The organism is Priestia sp. KCTC 13724 (assembly GCF_056820425.1).
In genome coordinates this window covers 15,941-32,664 of record NZ_JBXDLD010000054.1, presented here as the reverse complement: position 1 = coordinate 32,664, position 16,724 = coordinate 15,941, and the positions used below count along the sequence as shown (strand labels likewise).

Genomic DNA, 16,724 nt, shown 5'->3' with positions numbered 1-16,724 from the left:
GAGTTATGTTTGGTGAAGCGAATTGATTCCGTGAAGAACCCACAGGTTAAACTATGGAAAAAATTACATACAAAAAAAGAGCGCGATAATCAAGGTTTATTTTTGGTGGAAGGCTTTCATCTTGTCGAAGAAGCTTTAAACCAAAGAGAAATGATTAAGTATCTCATTCTTGCTGATAATGTTGATATTCCATCGCATTGGAATGTTGATACGGTTGAGATGATTGTGGTGACGCCTGCTGTTATTAAAGCAATTGCTGATACAGAAACCCCTCAGGGAATTGCAGCCGTTTGTTACCAAAACCAATCATCATCCGTCTTACAGACAGCGCGTCGATTAGTGCTGTTAGATGCCGTCCAAGATCCAGGTAACGTAGGAACCATTATTCGTACAGCAGAAGCTGCTGGAATCGATGCAGTCATTATTGGAGCAGGCTGTGTAGATGTTTATAACAGTAAAGTCATCCGTTCGACTCAAGGTGCAATCTTTAACTTGCCTGTTATTAAGAAAGACTTAATTAGTGCGATTAAAGAACTAAAGGAATGTGGAGTTAGCGTGTATGGTACATCATTACAAAATGCTTCTGTGTACACGGAAGTTGAAAAGCCAGAAGCTTTTGCTCTGATTGTTGGTAACGAAGGGCAAGGTGTAAGCTCAGCGGTGCTGAATGAAACGGACCATAACCTATATATACCGATATTTGGAAAGAGTGAATCGTTAAATGTAGCAATTGCATCAGCAATTTTAATGTACTATTTACGTGGAATGTAGTTGCAACGGCTAGCCGTTTTCACTATAATAATACAATAGCTAAATATGCGAAAAGCAGTGATAGAGAGCAGTAGCTTATGTAGCGTTATTCAGGGAGAAAATGCCGTGACTGAAAGCATTTTTATAAGCGCAATAAGTGAATTCACCTCTTGAGTTGACACTTGGACCATCATTTTTGATGTAAAGGTGTTCCGGATATTCCGTTAACGTTAATGAAGTGAACTGTGCAGATGCATGGTTAACAAGGGTGGTAACGCGATTAAACCTCGTCCCTTTTGGGAGAGGTTTTTTTATTTGCAATTTTTTAAAACAAAAGGAGGATTATTCAATGAAAGAGCGTTTACAAGAGCTGCAACAAGAAGCGATTGTTAAAATTGATGACTCAAAAGATTTAAAAGCATTGAATGATGTACGTGTAGCTTATTTAGGAAAAAAAGGACCAATTACAGAAGTACTTCGCGGAATGGGGAAATTATCTGCTGAAGAGCGTCCTGTAATGGGAGCACTTGCAAATGAAGTGCGCGAAGCAATCGCTTCAAAGATTGAAGAAAAGCAAGCGGCGCTAGAAGCAGAAGAAATCAACCGTAAACTAGCTTCAGAAACAATCGATGTGACACTTCCTGGTCGACCAGTTAAAGTCGGTACACATCATCCGCTAACAAGCGTAATTGAAGAGGTTGAAGATTTGTTTTTAGGCATGGGCTATGAAGTAGCTGAAGGACCTGAAGTGGAGCAAGATTACTACAACTTCGAAGCGTTAAATTTACCAAAGGGTCACCCAGCACGTGATATGCAGGATACATTCTATATTACTGAAGAAACGTTATTACGTACTCATACATCAACAGTACAAGCCCGCGTAATGAATGGAAATGAAGGGAAAGGTCCAATCAAAATCATTTGTCCTGGTAAAGTATATCGTCGTGATGATGATGACGCTACGCATTCACATCAATTTATGCAAATTGAAGGTTTAGTTGTAGATGAAAATATTCGTATGAGTGATTTAAAAGGAACGCTTGAGGTATTTGTGAAAAAAATGTTCGGTGCAGAGCGTGAAATTCGTCTACGTCCAAGCTTTTTCCCGTTTACTGAACCATCTGTTGAAGTGGACGTATCATGTGCTAAATGTGGAGGAAAAGGCTGTAATGTTTGTAAGCAAACAGGCTGGATTGAAATTTTAGGCGCTGGTATGGTACATCCAAATGTACTTGAAATGGCTGGCTATAACTCTAAAAAATATCGCGGCTTTGCATTTGGAATAGGCGTAGAGCGTATCGCTATGTTAAAGCACGGCGTTGATGATATTCGTCATTTCTATACAAATGATGCTCGTTTCTTAAATCAATTCAAACAAGTATAAAGGAGGGACTAACATGTTTGTATCATATCGTTGGTTGCAAGAATATGTAGATTTATCAGGAGTAAAAGCTGAAGAACTTGCTGATAAAGTCACAAAAAGTGGAATTGAAGTTGAAGGTGTAGAAAATTTAAATAAAGGCGTAAGCGGTGTTGTCATCGGTCACGTAGTAGAACGTGAACAGCATCCAAACGCAGATAAGTTAAGTCGTTGTCAGGTTGACCTTGGGGATGAAACGGTTCAAATCGTTTGTGGTGCTCCAAACGTAGCACAAGGTCAAAAGGTAGCGGTAGCTAAAGTAGGCGCTGTATTACCAGGCAATTTTAAAATTAAGCGTGCTAAGCTTCGCGGTGAAGAATCAAACGGCATGATTTGTTCTCTTCAAGAGCTTGGAATTGAAAGCAAGCTTGTTGCAAAAGATTACCAAGAAGGAATCTTTGTATTCCCAAGCGATGCTGAAGTTGGAGCAGATGCTTTAGAAGCATTGAATTTGCATGATGAAGTATTAGAACTTGGCTTAACGCCAAATCGTTCAGACTGTTTAAGCATGCTAGGGGTAGCTCATGAAGTAGCAGCAATCTTAAATCGTGAAGTAAAATACCCAGAGGTTGAGTTTCAAGAGACGGAAGAAAAAGCATCGGATTACATTTCAGTTGCAGTAGAAGCAAAAGAAGATAATCCTTTATACGTAGCACGTATGGTGAAAAATGTTAAAATTGCGCCGTCACCGCTATGGATGCAAACGCGCTTGATGGCAGCTGGGATTCGACCACACAATAACGTAGTTGATATTACAAACTACATTTTACTTGAATACGGTCAACCACTTCATGCGTTTGATTATGATCGTCTTGGCTCAAAAGAAGTTGTTGTTCGTCATGCACAAGAAGGCGAAGAAATTGTAACTCTCGATAATCAAAAACGTGTACTAAAAGAGAACCAGCTTGTCATTACAAATGGTAAAGACCCAATCGCTTTAGCCGGTGTAATGGGAGGAGCGAATTCTGAAGTCCAAGATGACACAGTAAATGTGTTAATTGAATCTGCTTACTTCCGCGGGTTATCTGTGCGCCAAACATCGAAAGAGCACGGTCTTCGGAGTGAAGCAAGTGCACGTTTTGAAAAAGGAATCGACCCAAGCCGCACACGTATAGCAGCTGATCGTGCTGCTGAACTAATGGCTGCTTATGCGGGTGGAGAAATTGTTTCAGGAACAGTTGAATTTGATGAAATGACAATTGAACCAGCTGTTGTATCTGTAACGCTTGAGCGCATCAATCATGTTCTTGGTACAGAGCTAGAAATGGCTGAAGTTCAAGAAATCATGAATCGTCTTCAGTTCGAAAGCAAAGTGGAAGGCGATGCCATTATCGTAACCGTTCCAACGCGTCGCGGTGATATTACAATTGAAGAAGATATTGTGGAAGAAGTAGCTCGTATGTATGGGTACGACCACTTACCAACAACTCTTCCTGTGACTGTAGCAACGCCAGGCCGTTTATCTGATTATCAGCTAAAGCGTCGTAAAGTACGCCGTTTCTTAGAAGGCGCTGGGTTAGCTCAAACAACAACATACTCATTAACAAGTGCAGAGAAAGCAACACAGTTTGCATTAAATACTGCATCAACAGTTCGTTTAGCGATGCCAATGAGTGAAGACCGCAGCGTTCTTCGTCAAAGCTTAGTACCACACTTACTTGAAGCTGTTAAACACAATAACGCTCGTCAAACAGACTCAATTGCGCTATATGAAACAGGTTCAGTGTTCTTGGGAACTGAAGAAGGTCAGCTACCAATAGAAGAAGAGCGAGTAGCAGGAGCAATTACAGGCTTATGGCATTCTAACAGCTGGCAAGGTGAAAAGAAAGCAGCTGATTTCTATGTGGCTAAAGGCGTTGTAGAAGGATTATTATCAGCATTAGGTCTTGATAATCACATTGAATATAAGCCTACAAATCAAGAAGGCATGCACCCGGGACGTACAGCGGCAGTTGTATTAAATGGTCAAGAAGCTGGGTATGTTGGTCAGCTTCATCCAGTGACGCAAAAACAATATGGTCTTCGCGAAACGTACGTATTTGAGCTAAACTTAAAAGCAATCTTTGCGGCGAAAGTAGAAGAAGTTCGCTATTCTGCAATTCCTCGCTTCCCATCAATCACAAGAGATATTGCTCTTGTTGTGGATAAAGAAGTATTAGCAGGAGAACTTCAAACAGCGATTTATGAAGCTGGTGGAGAACTATTGAAAGAAGTTGCGGTGTTTGACTTATATGATGGTGAAAGAATGGAAGAAGGCAAAAAGTCTGTCGCTTTCTCTTTACGCTATCTAGATCCAGAGCGCACGCTTACGGATGAAGAAGTATCAGCAGCTCATGCTAATGTATTAAAAGTTGTTGAAGAACAATTTAAAGCAAGCTTACGTTCATAAAAAAACAAGAGGCTGGGACATAAGTAATTCAGCCAATGATAAACCTGAACGATTGAGAGTTTCTCACTTTTAATCGTTCAGGTTTTTTGTTGATTGTGAAAACAATGTTGGAAACAGCGAGTGGCCGTAGCGCAATGGAACGAACGTGTTGGGACAAACCAAAAAGATTGGAACAGCTATTGTTCGTCTCTTAGAAGCAATCATTTTGTTATGTCCCAAACTCTTTATTTTTTTACTAAAGCTAAAGCTTTTTCTGTATTTGCGAAGTGAGTTTTAGCAATGGAATGTAAACCTTTAACTCCGTGCTTTTTAATAATGGAGGCAGCTGCAATATCCACCTGTTTGCCTGCGCCACGAGGAATGGTCATACCGACCGTTTCTGAAAGCTTATCCATCTGTTTTAAAAAGGCATACCTTGCAATAATAGAAGCAGCAGCTACTGCTAAATGTACGCCCTCGCCTTTCGTACTAAAATATACGTTTTCATTAGCTATTGCTTTTTCATTAGCGATATGTTTGTAATAAGTATTCTTTTCAACAAATTGATCAATTAAAATGCCGTCTGGCTTTTCAGGACTAAGCTTATTCAGCACGTTTAAAATTGCTTTATTATGAAGAAGTGCTTTCATTTTTCCTTGTGTCATACCTCGTTCTTGGAAAGTATTATACTTTTCATTATGTAGGACGAGCAAGCTGTAAGGAGTAATTTTTATTAATTGCTGAGCAAGGGAAATAATTTTTTGGTCGGTTAAATCTTTTGAATCGCGGACACCGAGCTCTTTCAATAATGGAATTTGTTCTTTTTTAACGTATGCAGCAACAACCGTCATTGGACCAAAGTAATCACCAGTTCCTGCCTCATCAGAACCAATTACCGATAGCTCACTAAAGTTTGGAGGTAAAACGGCTTTAGTTTTAGAAATTTGCTTTTTAATTGGTGCGGTTGTGTTGCCCCATTTCACAGCTTCTACTTCCGCACCTTTCCCTTGAAACAGTACTTTTCCAGATTTATAAGCGGTGATTGAGCTGTTACCTGTCTTTGCAGTAAATATTGCACCGGCAGGTACTTTAGCCTGTAAGTGCGGAGTGTAAAATGTTTTCATTTTGAAGATGTCATCAGATGATAAAGTTAAAACAACGTGTGACATATGTCTCCACCTTTCATTGTCGATAAGCTGATTAGTCAACTTATTTTACAAATAAATGTCTATTTTTTATAATAACGTAAATATTGATATGTTTCCATTGCAGTCTTCTTCATGATATGATATTGATTAGGATTTTTTGTGGAACGGAGGACTTTCTCGTGTCAGGACAAGATAAAACACGTGCGACAGTTGATATATATGGTCAGCCTTATAAAATCGTTGGAACAGAAAGTACTAGTCATATCCGACTGGTAGCTTCGATTGTTGATGATAAAATGAGGGAGATTAGCAAAAAAAATCCGTATTTAGACATTAATAAATTAGCTGTTCTAACTGCGGTCAATATTGTGAATGAGTATGTAAAGCTCAAAGAGGAATATGAAATGTTAGAAAAAAAACTTCATCAGAAAGAGGAATGAGACTTCTAATGTTAGACATTATTTTAGTTATCCTGCTGCTGTTAGGATTTGTTACTGGATTAAAACGCGGGCTAATACTACAAATCGTTCACCTTGTGAGCTTTGCCGTAGCGTTTATTGTAGCCTATATTTTTAGCGCAGATTTAGCACCTCGACTACGTTTGTTAATTCCGTTTCCAAATATGCAACAGCAAAGCGTTGCATCATTTGTATTAGATCCTGCGTTTCTTGAAGATGCTTTTTATCGCATGATAGCTTTTGCGATTTTGTTCTTTGTTACCCGTCTTGTTTTACGTATGGTTGGTTCTGTGCTAACTGCTTTAACGGATCTTCCGATCTTACGTCAACTGAATAGATGGGGAGGGGGAGCATTAGGCTTCGTAGAGGTTTACGTTCTCGTATTCATTCTACTCTATATGGGGGCGGTTCTTCCTGTAAATGACGTACAAACGGCGATTCAACAGTCAGCAATTGCCACAAATATCGTTGAAAATACACCTTATTTATCATCTGTTATTCAAGATTTGTGGACAGAATACGGTATGGTATAAGCAAGTAATTTAAATAGACAGTGGAGAGGATTGCTCAGAAGTGGCATAATACTTTTGAAATCCTCTTTTTTTGTTTTACAATAATAAAGAAGGACTAAACGTAAATAAAGCTTTTTGGTGTCAAAGTAGTACAAGTAAATATAGACCGCACTCATACATATAAATCTTGAATCGAGGTTGAATAATGAATAAAAAAGATGTTATTAAACTTTTAGAGACTATTGCTACATATATGGAGTTAAAAGGAGATAATCCATTTAAGATTTCTGCTTTTCGTAAAGCTGCGGCAGCGCTTGAGAGCGATGAGCGTAGCCTAAGTGATATTGAAGACGTAACAACTCTACAAGGAATTGGAAAAGGTACAGCGACGGTAATTGAAGAATTTAGAGAAAAAGGCCAGTCATCCGTATTAGACGAATTGAAAAAAGAAGTGCCGGAAGGGCTAGTACCGCTTTTAAAACTTCCTGGATTAGGTGGAAAAAAGATTGCAAAGTTATATAAAGAGTTAGACATTGTGGACATCATTTCACTAGAAGAAGCTTGTCATAATGAAAAAGTTCAGGGATTAGCTGGCTTTGGTAAGAAAACAGAAGAAAAGATTTTAGCCGCAATCGCGGAATATGGAAAAAGACCAGAGCGGTTACCACTTGCATTTATGCTACCAATTGCTGAAGAAATTCTAGGACAATTAGAAGCGATGACAGATATTATTCGATATTCACAAGCTGGAAGTATTAGACGAATGAAAGAAACGGTAAAGGATTTAGATTTTATTATTTCAACGGAAAACCCAGCAGCTGTTCGAGAACAGCTTGTGTCATTGCCGCTTGTTAAAGATATCATTTCAAATGGAGATACAAAAGTTTCTGTGACGCTCGGCTATGACTACGACGTATCCGTTGACTTCCGTCTTGTTGAAGATCAAGCTTTTGTTACAACGCTTCATCATTTTACTGGTTCCAAAGATCATAATGTTCGTATGCGTCAATTAGCTAAGGAGAACGGGGAGAAGATTAGTGAATACGGTGTGGAAAACATAGAGACAGGTGAAATCCAAACATTTGAAACAGAAGAAGCGTTCTATCATCATTTTGGACTAGCATTTATTCCACCTGAGGTTAGAGAAGATGGACGTGAAGTAGACATATTTACAAAGAATCAAGAGCTCTTAAAGCATGATGATATTAAAGGCGACTTACATATGCACTCAACGTGGAGTGATGGAGGTTACTCTCTTGAAGAAATGGCTGAAGCTTGCCGAGCAAAAGGTTATGAGTATATGGCGATTACCGATCACTCACAGTATTTAAAAGTAGCTAACGGATTAACGCCAGAGCGCATTCGTAAGCAGCGAGAAGAAGTAAAGAGGTTAAATGAAAAATATACGGATTTTACGATTCTAGCAGGAATTGAAATGGACATTTTACCAGACGGGACGCTCGATTATGAAGATGAGCTATTAGCTGAAATGGATTTTGTCATTGCCTCTATTCATTCAAGTTTTTCACAATCTCGTGAAGACATTATGATGCGTTTGAAAAACGCGTTAACAAATCAACACGTAGATTTAATTGCACATCCAACGGGACGCTTAATTGGTCGAAGAGAAGGGTATGATGTGGATATTAATTTGTTAATTTCACTTGCTAAAGAAACCGATACTGCTCTTGAATTAAACGCAAACCCAAATCGTTTGGATTTAGCAGCAGAGCACATTAAGAAAGCGCAAGAAGCAGGAGTGAAAATTGCTATTAATACAGATGCTCACAACCTCGAGATGTTAGAAGACATGAAGGTTGGCGTATCTACTGGCGTAAAGGGATGGTTAAAGCCTCAAACAGTGTTAAATACGTATAGTTTAGATGAGTTAAAGGTGTTTTTAAACCGCCACAAAGAGTAATAATTATCAGGAGGAATTTATTTTGCAACCAAGGATCTTTCAAGTGCTTGAATTTAATAAAGTAAAAGAACAGCTAGCTACAAAAGTTGCCTCATCTTTAGGGAAAGAAAAAGTAGATCAGCTTGTTCCATCTACAGACTATGAACAGGTTTTAAAATGGCAGGATGCTACAGATGAAGCCACAACAGTTCTAAGACTTCGTGGACATGTACCTCTCGGTGGAGTTTCGGATGTAAGACAAAGCGTAAAGCGAGCTGAAATTGGAGGAACGTTAAGTCCAAATGAACTCTTAGATATTGCTGGCACAATCTATGCAGCGAGACAATTAAAACAATTTGTTGAGCAATTAGTAGAAGACGAAGACGTCCAGATTCCAATCATCCAAGAACATATCGAAAAGTTGGTACCCCTGCCAGAAGTAGAGCAAGCGGTTAAGATGAGCATTGATGAAAATGGAACGGTTCTAGACGGTGCTAGCGAACAGCTGAGAGGCATTCGTCAAAAGCTTCGTTCGACTGAATCACGTATTCGTCAAAAGCTAGAGAGTTTAGTGCGCTCATCTTCTGCTCAAAAAATGCTCTCAGATACGGTTGTAACGATTCGAAATGACCGATTCGTTATTCCAGTAAAACAAGAGTATCGCAGTGCTTATGGAGGTATCGTTCACGATCAGTCATCTTCAGGTGCAACGCTATTTATTGAACCGCAAGCAATTGTTACGTTAAATAATGAATTGCAAGAAGCGAAAATGAAAGAAAAGCAAGAAATCGAAAAAATCTTAATTGAGCTCACGACTCAAGTGGCAGAAGTAGCAAATGAGCTAAGACAAAACATTTATTTACTCGGTGAATTGGATTTTATGTTTGCTAAAGGACGTTATAGTCACGAGTTAAAAGCTTCAAAACCAAAGATGAATGACCGAGGCTACATCAAGTTATTTAAAGCAAAGCATCCTCTGATTTCGCAAGATGAAGTGGTAGCCAACGATATTGAGCTTGGTGATGACTATACGTCGATTGTGATTACAGGTCCTAATACAGGCGGTAAAACCGTTACGCTAAAAACAATTGGTTTATTTACACTAATGGCTCAAGCTGGCCTCCAAATTCCAGCGCTAGACGGTTCAGAGATGGCGGTATTTAAGCACGTATTTGCCGATATTGGAGATGAGCAGTCAATTGAACAAAGCTTAAGTACGTTCTCTTCTCATATGGTTAATATTGTGGATATCTTAAAGAAGGTAGATAGCGAAAGCCTTGTTTTATTTGATGAGCTAGGAGCCGGTACAGACCCTCAAGAAGGAGCAGCGCTAGCCATTTCGATTTTGGATGAAGTATATGGGTGCGGTGCAAGAGTAGTTGCAACCACTCATTATCCAGAACTAAAAGCATATGGATATAACCGTGCCGGTGTTGTGAATGCGAGCGTTGAGTTTGATATTGAAACGCTAAGCCCAACTTATAAGCTATTAATTGGTGTACCAGGACGAAGTAACGCATTTGAAATTTCAAAGCGATTAGGGCTAGAAGATAAGGTTATCAATCATGCTAAAAGCTATATTGGTTCTGAGACAAATAAAGTGGAAAACATGATTGCGTCCCTTGAAGAGAGCAGACGTAAATCGGAAGCTGAACTAGCTGAAGCGGAAACATTACGTAAGGAATCTGAAAAGCTTCATCAAGAGCTTCAGCGTCAAATTATTGAATTCAATGAACAGCGCGATAAGTTATATGAAAAAGCAGAAAAGAAAGCTGAAGATACAATTAAGGAAGCATCACAAGAAGCGGAAAACATTATTCGGAATTTACGCCAAATGCAAAAAAATCAGCAAGCATCGATTAAAGAGCATGAGCTGATTGAAGCAAGAAAACGCCTAGAAGATGCGGTCCCTACATTGGAGAAAAGTAAAAAGCAAGTTTCTAAACCTAAAAAGCAAGAGAGAGTCCTGTCTCCGGGCGACGAAGTGAAAGTTGTGACATGGGGACAAAAAGGTACGTTACTTGAGCGGACAGGAAGTAATGAGTGGCAAGTTCAGATGGGTATTATGAAAATGAAAGTAAAAGAAAAAGACCTAGAGTACATCAGCTCACCAAAACCTGTTGAAACAAAGCCTCTTGCAACGGTAAAAGGTAAAGATTATCATGTTAGCTTAGAACTTGATCTTAGAGGAGAAAGATACGAAAATGCACTTAGTCGAGTTGAAAAATATTTAGATGATGCGCTTCTTGCAGGTTATCCACGCGTATCTATTATTCATGGAAAAGGAACTGGTGCTTTACGAAAAGGTGTGCAAGAATATTTAAAGAACCACTGTTCAGTTAAATCAGCTCGTTTTGGCGAAGCTGGTGAAGGAGGGACAGGTGTTACTGTCGTAGAATTTAAGTAATAGAGAAGATGAGGGGGAGGAGAGCTGCAAGGAATGGATAATTTTTGGAAAGATCCTTATGTGGAATCAGCGGCTTACTACAGCGTTGTTATATTAAGTATTGTTGTATTTTTAGCGATTTTCGAACTTGTAACAAAATATAAAAACTGGGAAGAAATTCAAAAAGGGAACCTTGCAGTTGCCATGGCTACAGGAGGTAAAATATTTGGCTTAGCCAATATTTTTAAGTATTCCATCGAGCATAATGATAATTTATTTACAATGCTGGGCTGGGGAATCTATGGGTTTGTTCTTTTGTTAATGAGCTACTTTATCTTTGAGTTTTTAACACCAAAGTTTCGAATTGACGACGAGATTGAAAATGATAATCGCGCGGTCGGCTTAATTTCATTGATTATTTCTGTTGGCATGTCGTTTGTCATTGGTGCAGGAATTGGATAGGGGAGCAGAGACATGGAACTATTGGCAAAAGTATTGATTGGATTATGCGGATTGTTTATGGTAATTGGCCTTATTTATTTGTTGTTTTTTTCATAAATTAGTTAGACAAGAGAAGAGTGAAAATCTCTTCTCTTTTTTTATAACTATTTGTCATGCTAATTACTGATTCAAAAGTAGTATACTTTAAGAAGAAAGAAAATTTAAAAAATAAAGGAGGGAGCAGTATGCTTGATAAACCATGGGTTTCTCAGTACCCACCTGAAATACCTCATTCACTTGCATACAGTGAAAAGACGTTAGCTCAGCTTTTTGAGGAAGCAGCTAAGAAGAATCCACATAAGTGTGCTGTGCACTTTTTAGGCAAGCGACTCACGTTTCATGAACTATATGAGCAAGCAATTACTTTGGCTGTATACCTCAAGGAAATAGGTGTACAAAAGGGAGATCGAGTCGCCATAATGTTGCCAAATTGTCCTCAAGCTGTTATCTCTTTTTATGGAGTTCTCTTGGCAGGAGGAATTGTTGTTGAAACCAATCCGTTGTATACAGAAAGAGAATTAGAGTATCAATTAAATGATTCAGGAGCAACATGTATCATTGCTTTAGATCTATTGTATCCGCGCATCTCAAAAGTGAAAGCGTTAACAAAAATTAAACATGTTATTTCAACTTCAATTAAAGACTACTTACCATTCCCGAAAAATCTATTATATCCTTATGTACAAAAAAAGCAGCAAGCTATAACTGTTCAAGTTGAGCATATGGGTGATACGCATCTATTCCCAACTATTATGAAGCGTAAAAGAGAATCTGAAACCTTTGTATACGACGTTACTTCTAATGAAAATATTGCCTTATTACAATATACTGGTGGAACAACTGGATTTCCAAAGGGAGTTATGCTTACTCATAAAAACTTAGTAACGAACGCAACAATGTGCTCTCATTGGCTTTATCGGTGCAAACAAGGTCATGAAAAAATTCTTGGAATCCTACCGTTTTTTCACGTATATGGTTTAACCACGGTACTCATTTTATCTGTTTTAGAAGGATATGAAATGATTTTATTACCCAGATTTGATGTGGAAAGCGTTTTAAAAACAATTCATAAGCAGCGTCCTACTTTGTTTCCAGGTGCCCCAACTATTTATATTGCGTTATTAAATCATCCTGATCTCAGCAAATACAACTTATCATCCATTGATTCATGTATTAGTGGTTCTGCACCTCTCCCTGTTGAAGTACAGGAAAAATTTGAGGAAATAACGGGAGGGAAGTTAGTAGAAGGTTACGGTTTAACTGAGACATCTCCAGTTACACACTCTAATTTTGTTTGGGAGAAGAGAATTAGAGGAAGTATCGGTGTTCCTTGGCCAGATACAGATGCCAAAATTGTCTCGTTTGAAACAGGCGAAGCATTGCCAATTAATGAAATTGGTGAAATTGTAGTAAAAGGTCCACAGGTTATGAAAGGATATTGGCATCGTCCTGATGAAACCGAAGCTGTGTTACAAGATGGGTGGCTGAAAACAGGTGATGTTGGTTACATGGATGAAGATGGCTTCTTCTATATTGTAGATCGTAAAAAAGATATGATTATTGCAGGTGGATATAATATCTATCCTCGTGAAATTGAAGAGGTACTGTATGAGCACCCGAAAGTGCAAGAAGTCGTTGTTGCTGGAATTCCAGATGAATACAGAGGAGAAACAGTAAAAGCTTACATTGTTCTAAAAAATGGTGTATCATGTACAGAAGAAGAATTAAATACTTTTTCACGTCAATATTTAGCGGCATACAAAGTTCCTCGGGTATACGAGTTTCGAAAAGAACTTCCGAAAACAGCAGTCGGAAAGATTTTAAGAAGAGCACTCGTTGAGGAAGAAAAGGAAAGTCAAAAAAAGGCGACATGATAAACGTCGTCTCTTTTTTTATAAAACACAATTGACAGAATCATCTTATTTCTTTATTATAAAAATATGAATGAATCATCATTCATATTTTAAAGGAGCGTATTTAGATTGAAAAGAAATAAGCCAAAGTACATGCAAATTATTGATGCAGCAGTAATTGTTATTGCTGAAAACGGCTACCATAATGCTCAGGTTTCAAAGATTGCTAAGCAAGCAGGAGTAGCTGATGGAACGATTTATTTATACTTTAAAAATAAAGAAGATGTATTAATTTCTTTATTTCAAGAAAAGATGGGACAGTTTATTGAAAAGGTACAGGAAGAAATTGTTGAAGTAAACACTGCTTCTGAACGCCTATATATGTTAATTGATAAACATTTCTCATTCTTAGCAAGTGATTATTCATTAGCGGTTGTCACACAGTTAGAGTTAAGACAATCAAATAAAGAGCTTCGCTTGAAAATTAATGATGTATTAAAAGATTACCTTACTGTTATTGATACCATCCTTCAAAAGGGAATCGAAACAGGAGAGTTTCCAGAAAACTTGGATATTCGCTTGGCCCGCCAAATGATATTTGGGACGATTGATGAAACGGTCACTACATGGGTGATGAATGATCAGCGTTACGAATTAAGCGAACTATCTAAAAAAGTACACTATTTATTAATGAATGGATGCAGTGGCTCTCCGCTTTAATGGGGAGAGCTTATGCTCTACATAAATTGAAGCAAGAGGTGAGTAGAATTGAGCGCTTTGTATAGTGAAACAATTCAAGGAATAACGTTTATTACATTTAACAACCCACCTGCTAATGCGCTGTCTCAAGGCGTATTACAAGAGCTTTCACAACTACTAAAAAAGTACGAAGAGATTGAGGAAACTCGAGTTATTATTCTAAAAGGTGAAGGGCGCTTTTTCTGCGCAGGAGCCGATATTAAAGAGTTTACTTCCTTACAACAATCCACTCAATATGAAAATTTAGCTAAAAAAGGTCAAAACTTATTTGAGTATATTGAAAATTATCCAAAGCCTATTATTGCCATGATTCATGGAACGGCTCTTGGAGGAGGGTTAGAATTAGCGATGAGCTGTCACATGCGATTTGTTACGCATGATGCAAAGCTTGGCCTACCTGAACTCCAGCTTGGAATCATTCCGGGATTTGCAGGTACCCAGCGACTGCCACGCTATGTGGGAGCTGCTAAGGCATGTGAAATGATGCTAACAAGCAGGCCAATCAAGGGAACAGAAGCGGTAACCCTTGGATTAGCCAATGCTTCCTACCATGAGGAGGAACTTCATTCAAAAGTAACGGCGATAGCGGAAGTAATTGCTAAAAAGAGCCCAAGTTCTGTAAAAGCGACCCTTGAATTACTACAGTATACAAAAACGAGTCGTTATTACGAGGGAGTAGAAAAAGAAGCACAACTTTTTGGAAGCGTATTCAACACGGAGGATGCAAAAGAAGGGGTTACGGCTTTTATTGAAAAAAGAGAGCCAAAGTTTGTTGGAAAGTAACTATCTTTAGGAGGGGAAATAAATGAATATTTATGTTTTATTAAAAAGAACATTTGATACTGAGGAGAAAATTGTTTTACAAAATGGTCAAATTGCAGAAGATGGAGCAGAGTTTATTATTAACCCTTACGATGAATATGCAGTAGAGGAAGCAATTCAGCTGAAAGATAAGCATGGGGGAGAAATTACGGTTGTAACGGTAGGAAACGAAGAAGCAGAAAAAGAGCTTCGTACAGCACTTGCAATGGGAGTTGATAAAGCGGTGCTGATCAATATTGAAGACGACGTAGAGTATGGGGATCAGTATACGACAGCTAAAATTTTAGCGCAGTATTTAAAAGATCAATCGCCGGATTTAGTTTTAGCAGGGAACGTGGCAATCGACGGAGGATCAGGCCAAGTTGGTCCGCGTGTCGCTGAACTATTAGAAATTCCGTACGTTACTACGGCAACAAAGCTTGATATCGATGGAACAAACGTAACAGTTGTACGAGATGTAGAGGGTGACTCAGAAGTTATTGAGACAACTTTACCGCTACTGGTTACGGCGCAACAAGGTCTAAATGAGCCACGCTATCCATCTTTACCAGGCATTATGAAAGCAAAAAAGAAGCCGCTGGAAGAACTGGAGTTAGATGATTTAGATTTAGATGAAGGTGATGTAGAAGCAAAAACAAAAACAATCGAAATTTATTTACCACCTAAAAAAGAAGCAGGACGCGTTTTGAGTGGCGATATTCAAGATCAAGTAAAAGAGATGGTTACGCTATTGCATTCAGAAGCAAAAGTAGTTTAAAAAAAGCTTAAGATAATGGGGGAATTGAAATGGGACGCAAAGTATTGGTGTTAGGAGAAGCAAGAGAAGGTGCATTACGGCACGTATCATTTGAAGCAATTGCTGCAGGCGCAACGGTTGCTGAAGGTGGAGAAGTCGTTGGCGTTCTTGTTGGTAAAGGAGTGAAAAATTTAGGAGACGAACTCATTCATTACGGAGCAAACCGAGTAATTGTAACCGAGCATGATGACTTGGATTCTTATACATCTGATGGCTATGCACAAGCACTATTGGCTGTTATTCAAGAAGAAAAGCCAGAAGCAATTATATTTGGTCATACGGCTTTAGGAAAAGATTTATCACCTAAATTGGCTGCGCGTCTAGATAAGGGGCTAATATCAGACGTAACAGCACTTGAAGCAGCAGGTGGAAACTTAGTCTTCACTCGCCCAATCTATTCAGGAAAAGCATTTGAAAAGAAGATTTCTACAGAAGACTTTATCTTTGCTACCATCCGTCCAAACAATATCTCGGCTTTGGAAAAAGACACGAATCGTACAGGAGACGTAAAAGAATTTGATGTGGAAATTAAAAATCTACGTACAATTGTAAAAGAAGTAGTTCGCAAAGCCACTCAAGGGGTAGATTTATCAGAAGCAAAAGTGGTCATTGCAGGTGGACGTGGTGTAAAAAGTGAAGATGGATTTAAGCCGCTAGAAGACTTAGCTGATGTGCTTGGTGGAGCAGTTGGAGCATCCCGCGGAGCTTGTGACGCTGAGTACTGCGATTACTCACTTCAAATTGGCCAAACGGGAAAAGTTGTAACACCAGATCTTTATATCGCTTGCGGTATCTCAGGAGCTATTCAACATTTAGCTGGAATGTCTAATTCAAAAGTTATCGTGGCTATTAACAAGGATGCAGAAGCAAACATCTTTAAAGTAGCGGATTATGGCATTGTCGGTGATTTATTTGAAGTCGTACCACTGCTTACAGAAGAATTTAAAAAATTAAAAGTACAATCCTCATAAGAAAAAGTCTTTTCTGCCAGCTACGGTGGAAAAGACTTTTCTTATGAAAATAATGAATGAATTGTTTAAAGGTGTGTAAA

General features: G+C 38.6%; 14 protein-coding genes and 1 other annotated feature. Of the genes, 13 read left to right on the top strand and 1 reads right to left on the bottom strand.

Annotated elements, in window-relative coordinates; all coding sequences use genetic code 11:
• Window positions 1-12 precede the first annotated feature (12 nt).
• From AC1UFB_RS07825 to pheT, 3 genes are all read left to right on the top strand, one after another.
• On the top strand, window positions 13-771 hold the full coding sequence (locus AC1UFB_RS07825; protein WP_025907196.1) for a TrmH family RNA methyltransferase: 759 nt from the start codon (window positions 13-15) through the stop codon (window positions 769-771).
• A 48-nt stretch (window positions 772-819) separates the two neighbouring features.
• Window positions 820-1,048, top strand: a binding site (T-box leader).
• Between the two features lie 51 nt (window positions 1,049-1,099).
• Entirely contained in the window at window positions 1,100-2,134 is a 1,035-nt protein-coding gene (gene pheS, locus AC1UFB_RS07820) for a phenylalanine--tRNA ligase subunit alpha (RefSeq protein ID WP_138116558.1), read from the top strand.
• Window positions 2,135-2,147: 13 nt separating this feature from the next.
• On the top strand, window positions 2,148-4,559 hold the full coding sequence (gene pheT / locus AC1UFB_RS07815) for a phenylalanine--tRNA ligase subunit beta (RefSeq protein WP_482588925.1): 2,412 nt from the start codon (window positions 2,148-2,150) through the stop codon (window positions 4,557-4,559).
• A 224-nt stretch (window positions 4,560-4,783) separates the two neighbouring features.
• Here the strand turns inward: pheT and rnhC are convergent, their stop codons facing one another.
• A complete protein-coding gene (gene rnhC, locus AC1UFB_RS07810; protein ID WP_239428614.1) occupies window positions 4,784-5,707 on the bottom strand; it encodes a ribonuclease HIII in 924 nt (307 codons plus the stop codon).
• Window positions 5,708-5,865: 158 nt separating this feature from the next.
• On the opposite strand from rnhC, the gene zapA reads away from it, so the two are divergent.
• From zapA to AC1UFB_RS07760, 10 genes are all read left to right on the top strand, one after another.
• Window positions 5,866-6,126, top strand: a complete 261-nt coding sequence (gene zapA / locus AC1UFB_RS07805) for a cell division protein ZapA (RefSeq protein WP_025907834.1) — start codon at window positions 5,866-5,868, stop codon at window positions 6,124-6,126.
• Between the two features lie 8 nt (window positions 6,127-6,134).
• Entirely contained in the window at window positions 6,135-6,677 is a 543-nt protein-coding gene (locus tag AC1UFB_RS07800; RefSeq protein WP_482588923.1) for a CvpA family protein, read from the top strand.
• Between the two features lie 184 nt (window positions 6,678-6,861).
• Window positions 6,862-8,577: a DNA polymerase/3'-5' exonuclease PolX gene (gene polX, locus AC1UFB_RS07795; protein WP_025907836.1), complete on the top strand. Its 1,716-nt coding sequence runs from the start codon at window positions 6,862-6,864 to the stop codon at window positions 8,575-8,577.
• Between the two features lie 22 nt (window positions 8,578-8,599).
• On the top strand, window positions 8,600-10,963 hold the full coding sequence (locus tag AC1UFB_RS07790) for an endonuclease MutS2 (RefSeq protein WP_482588921.1): 2,364 nt from the start codon (window positions 8,600-8,602) through the stop codon (window positions 10,961-10,963).
• A 33-nt stretch (window positions 10,964-10,996) separates the two neighbouring features.
• Window positions 10,997-11,404 carry a DUF350 domain-containing protein gene (locus AC1UFB_RS07785; protein ID WP_076512640.1) on the top strand — a complete coding sequence of 136 codons (408 nt, stop codon included), beginning with the start codon at window positions 10,997-10,999 and terminating at the stop codon, window positions 11,402-11,404.
• A 224-nt stretch (window positions 11,405-11,628) separates the two neighbouring features.
• Window positions 11,629-13,317 (top strand): long-chain-fatty-acid--CoA ligase, encoded by a 1,689-nt coding sequence (locus tag AC1UFB_RS07780; RefSeq protein ID WP_100346738.1) that lies wholly within the window; start codon window positions 11,629-11,631, stop codon window positions 13,315-13,317.
• Window positions 13,318-13,425: 108 nt separating this feature from the next.
• Complete coding sequence (locus AC1UFB_RS07775) at window positions 13,426-14,016, top strand: TetR/AcrR family transcriptional regulator (protein WP_025907840.1); 591 nt, start codon at window positions 13,426-13,428, stop codon at window positions 14,014-14,016.
• A gap of 48 nt (window positions 14,017-14,064) precedes the next feature.
• Window positions 14,065-14,838, top strand: coding sequence for an enoyl-CoA hydratase (locus AC1UFB_RS07770; protein WP_025907841.1), 774 nt, complete (start codon window positions 14,065-14,067; stop codon window positions 14,836-14,838).
• Window positions 14,839-14,860: 22 nt separating this feature from the next.
• The gene (locus tag AC1UFB_RS07765; protein WP_100346739.1) at window positions 14,861-15,634 is read left to right on the top strand and encodes an electron transfer flavoprotein subunit beta/FixA family protein; all 774 of its coding nucleotides are present in this window, start codon (window positions 14,861-14,863) and stop codon (window positions 15,632-15,634) included.
• Window positions 15,635-15,663: 29 nt separating this feature from the next.
• The gene (locus tag AC1UFB_RS07760) at window positions 15,664-16,644 is read left to right on the top strand and encodes an electron transfer flavoprotein subunit alpha/FixB family protein (protein WP_025907843.1); all 981 of its coding nucleotides are present in this window, start codon (window positions 15,664-15,666) and stop codon (window positions 16,642-16,644) included.
• Window positions 16,645-16,724: the final 80 nt, after the last annotated feature.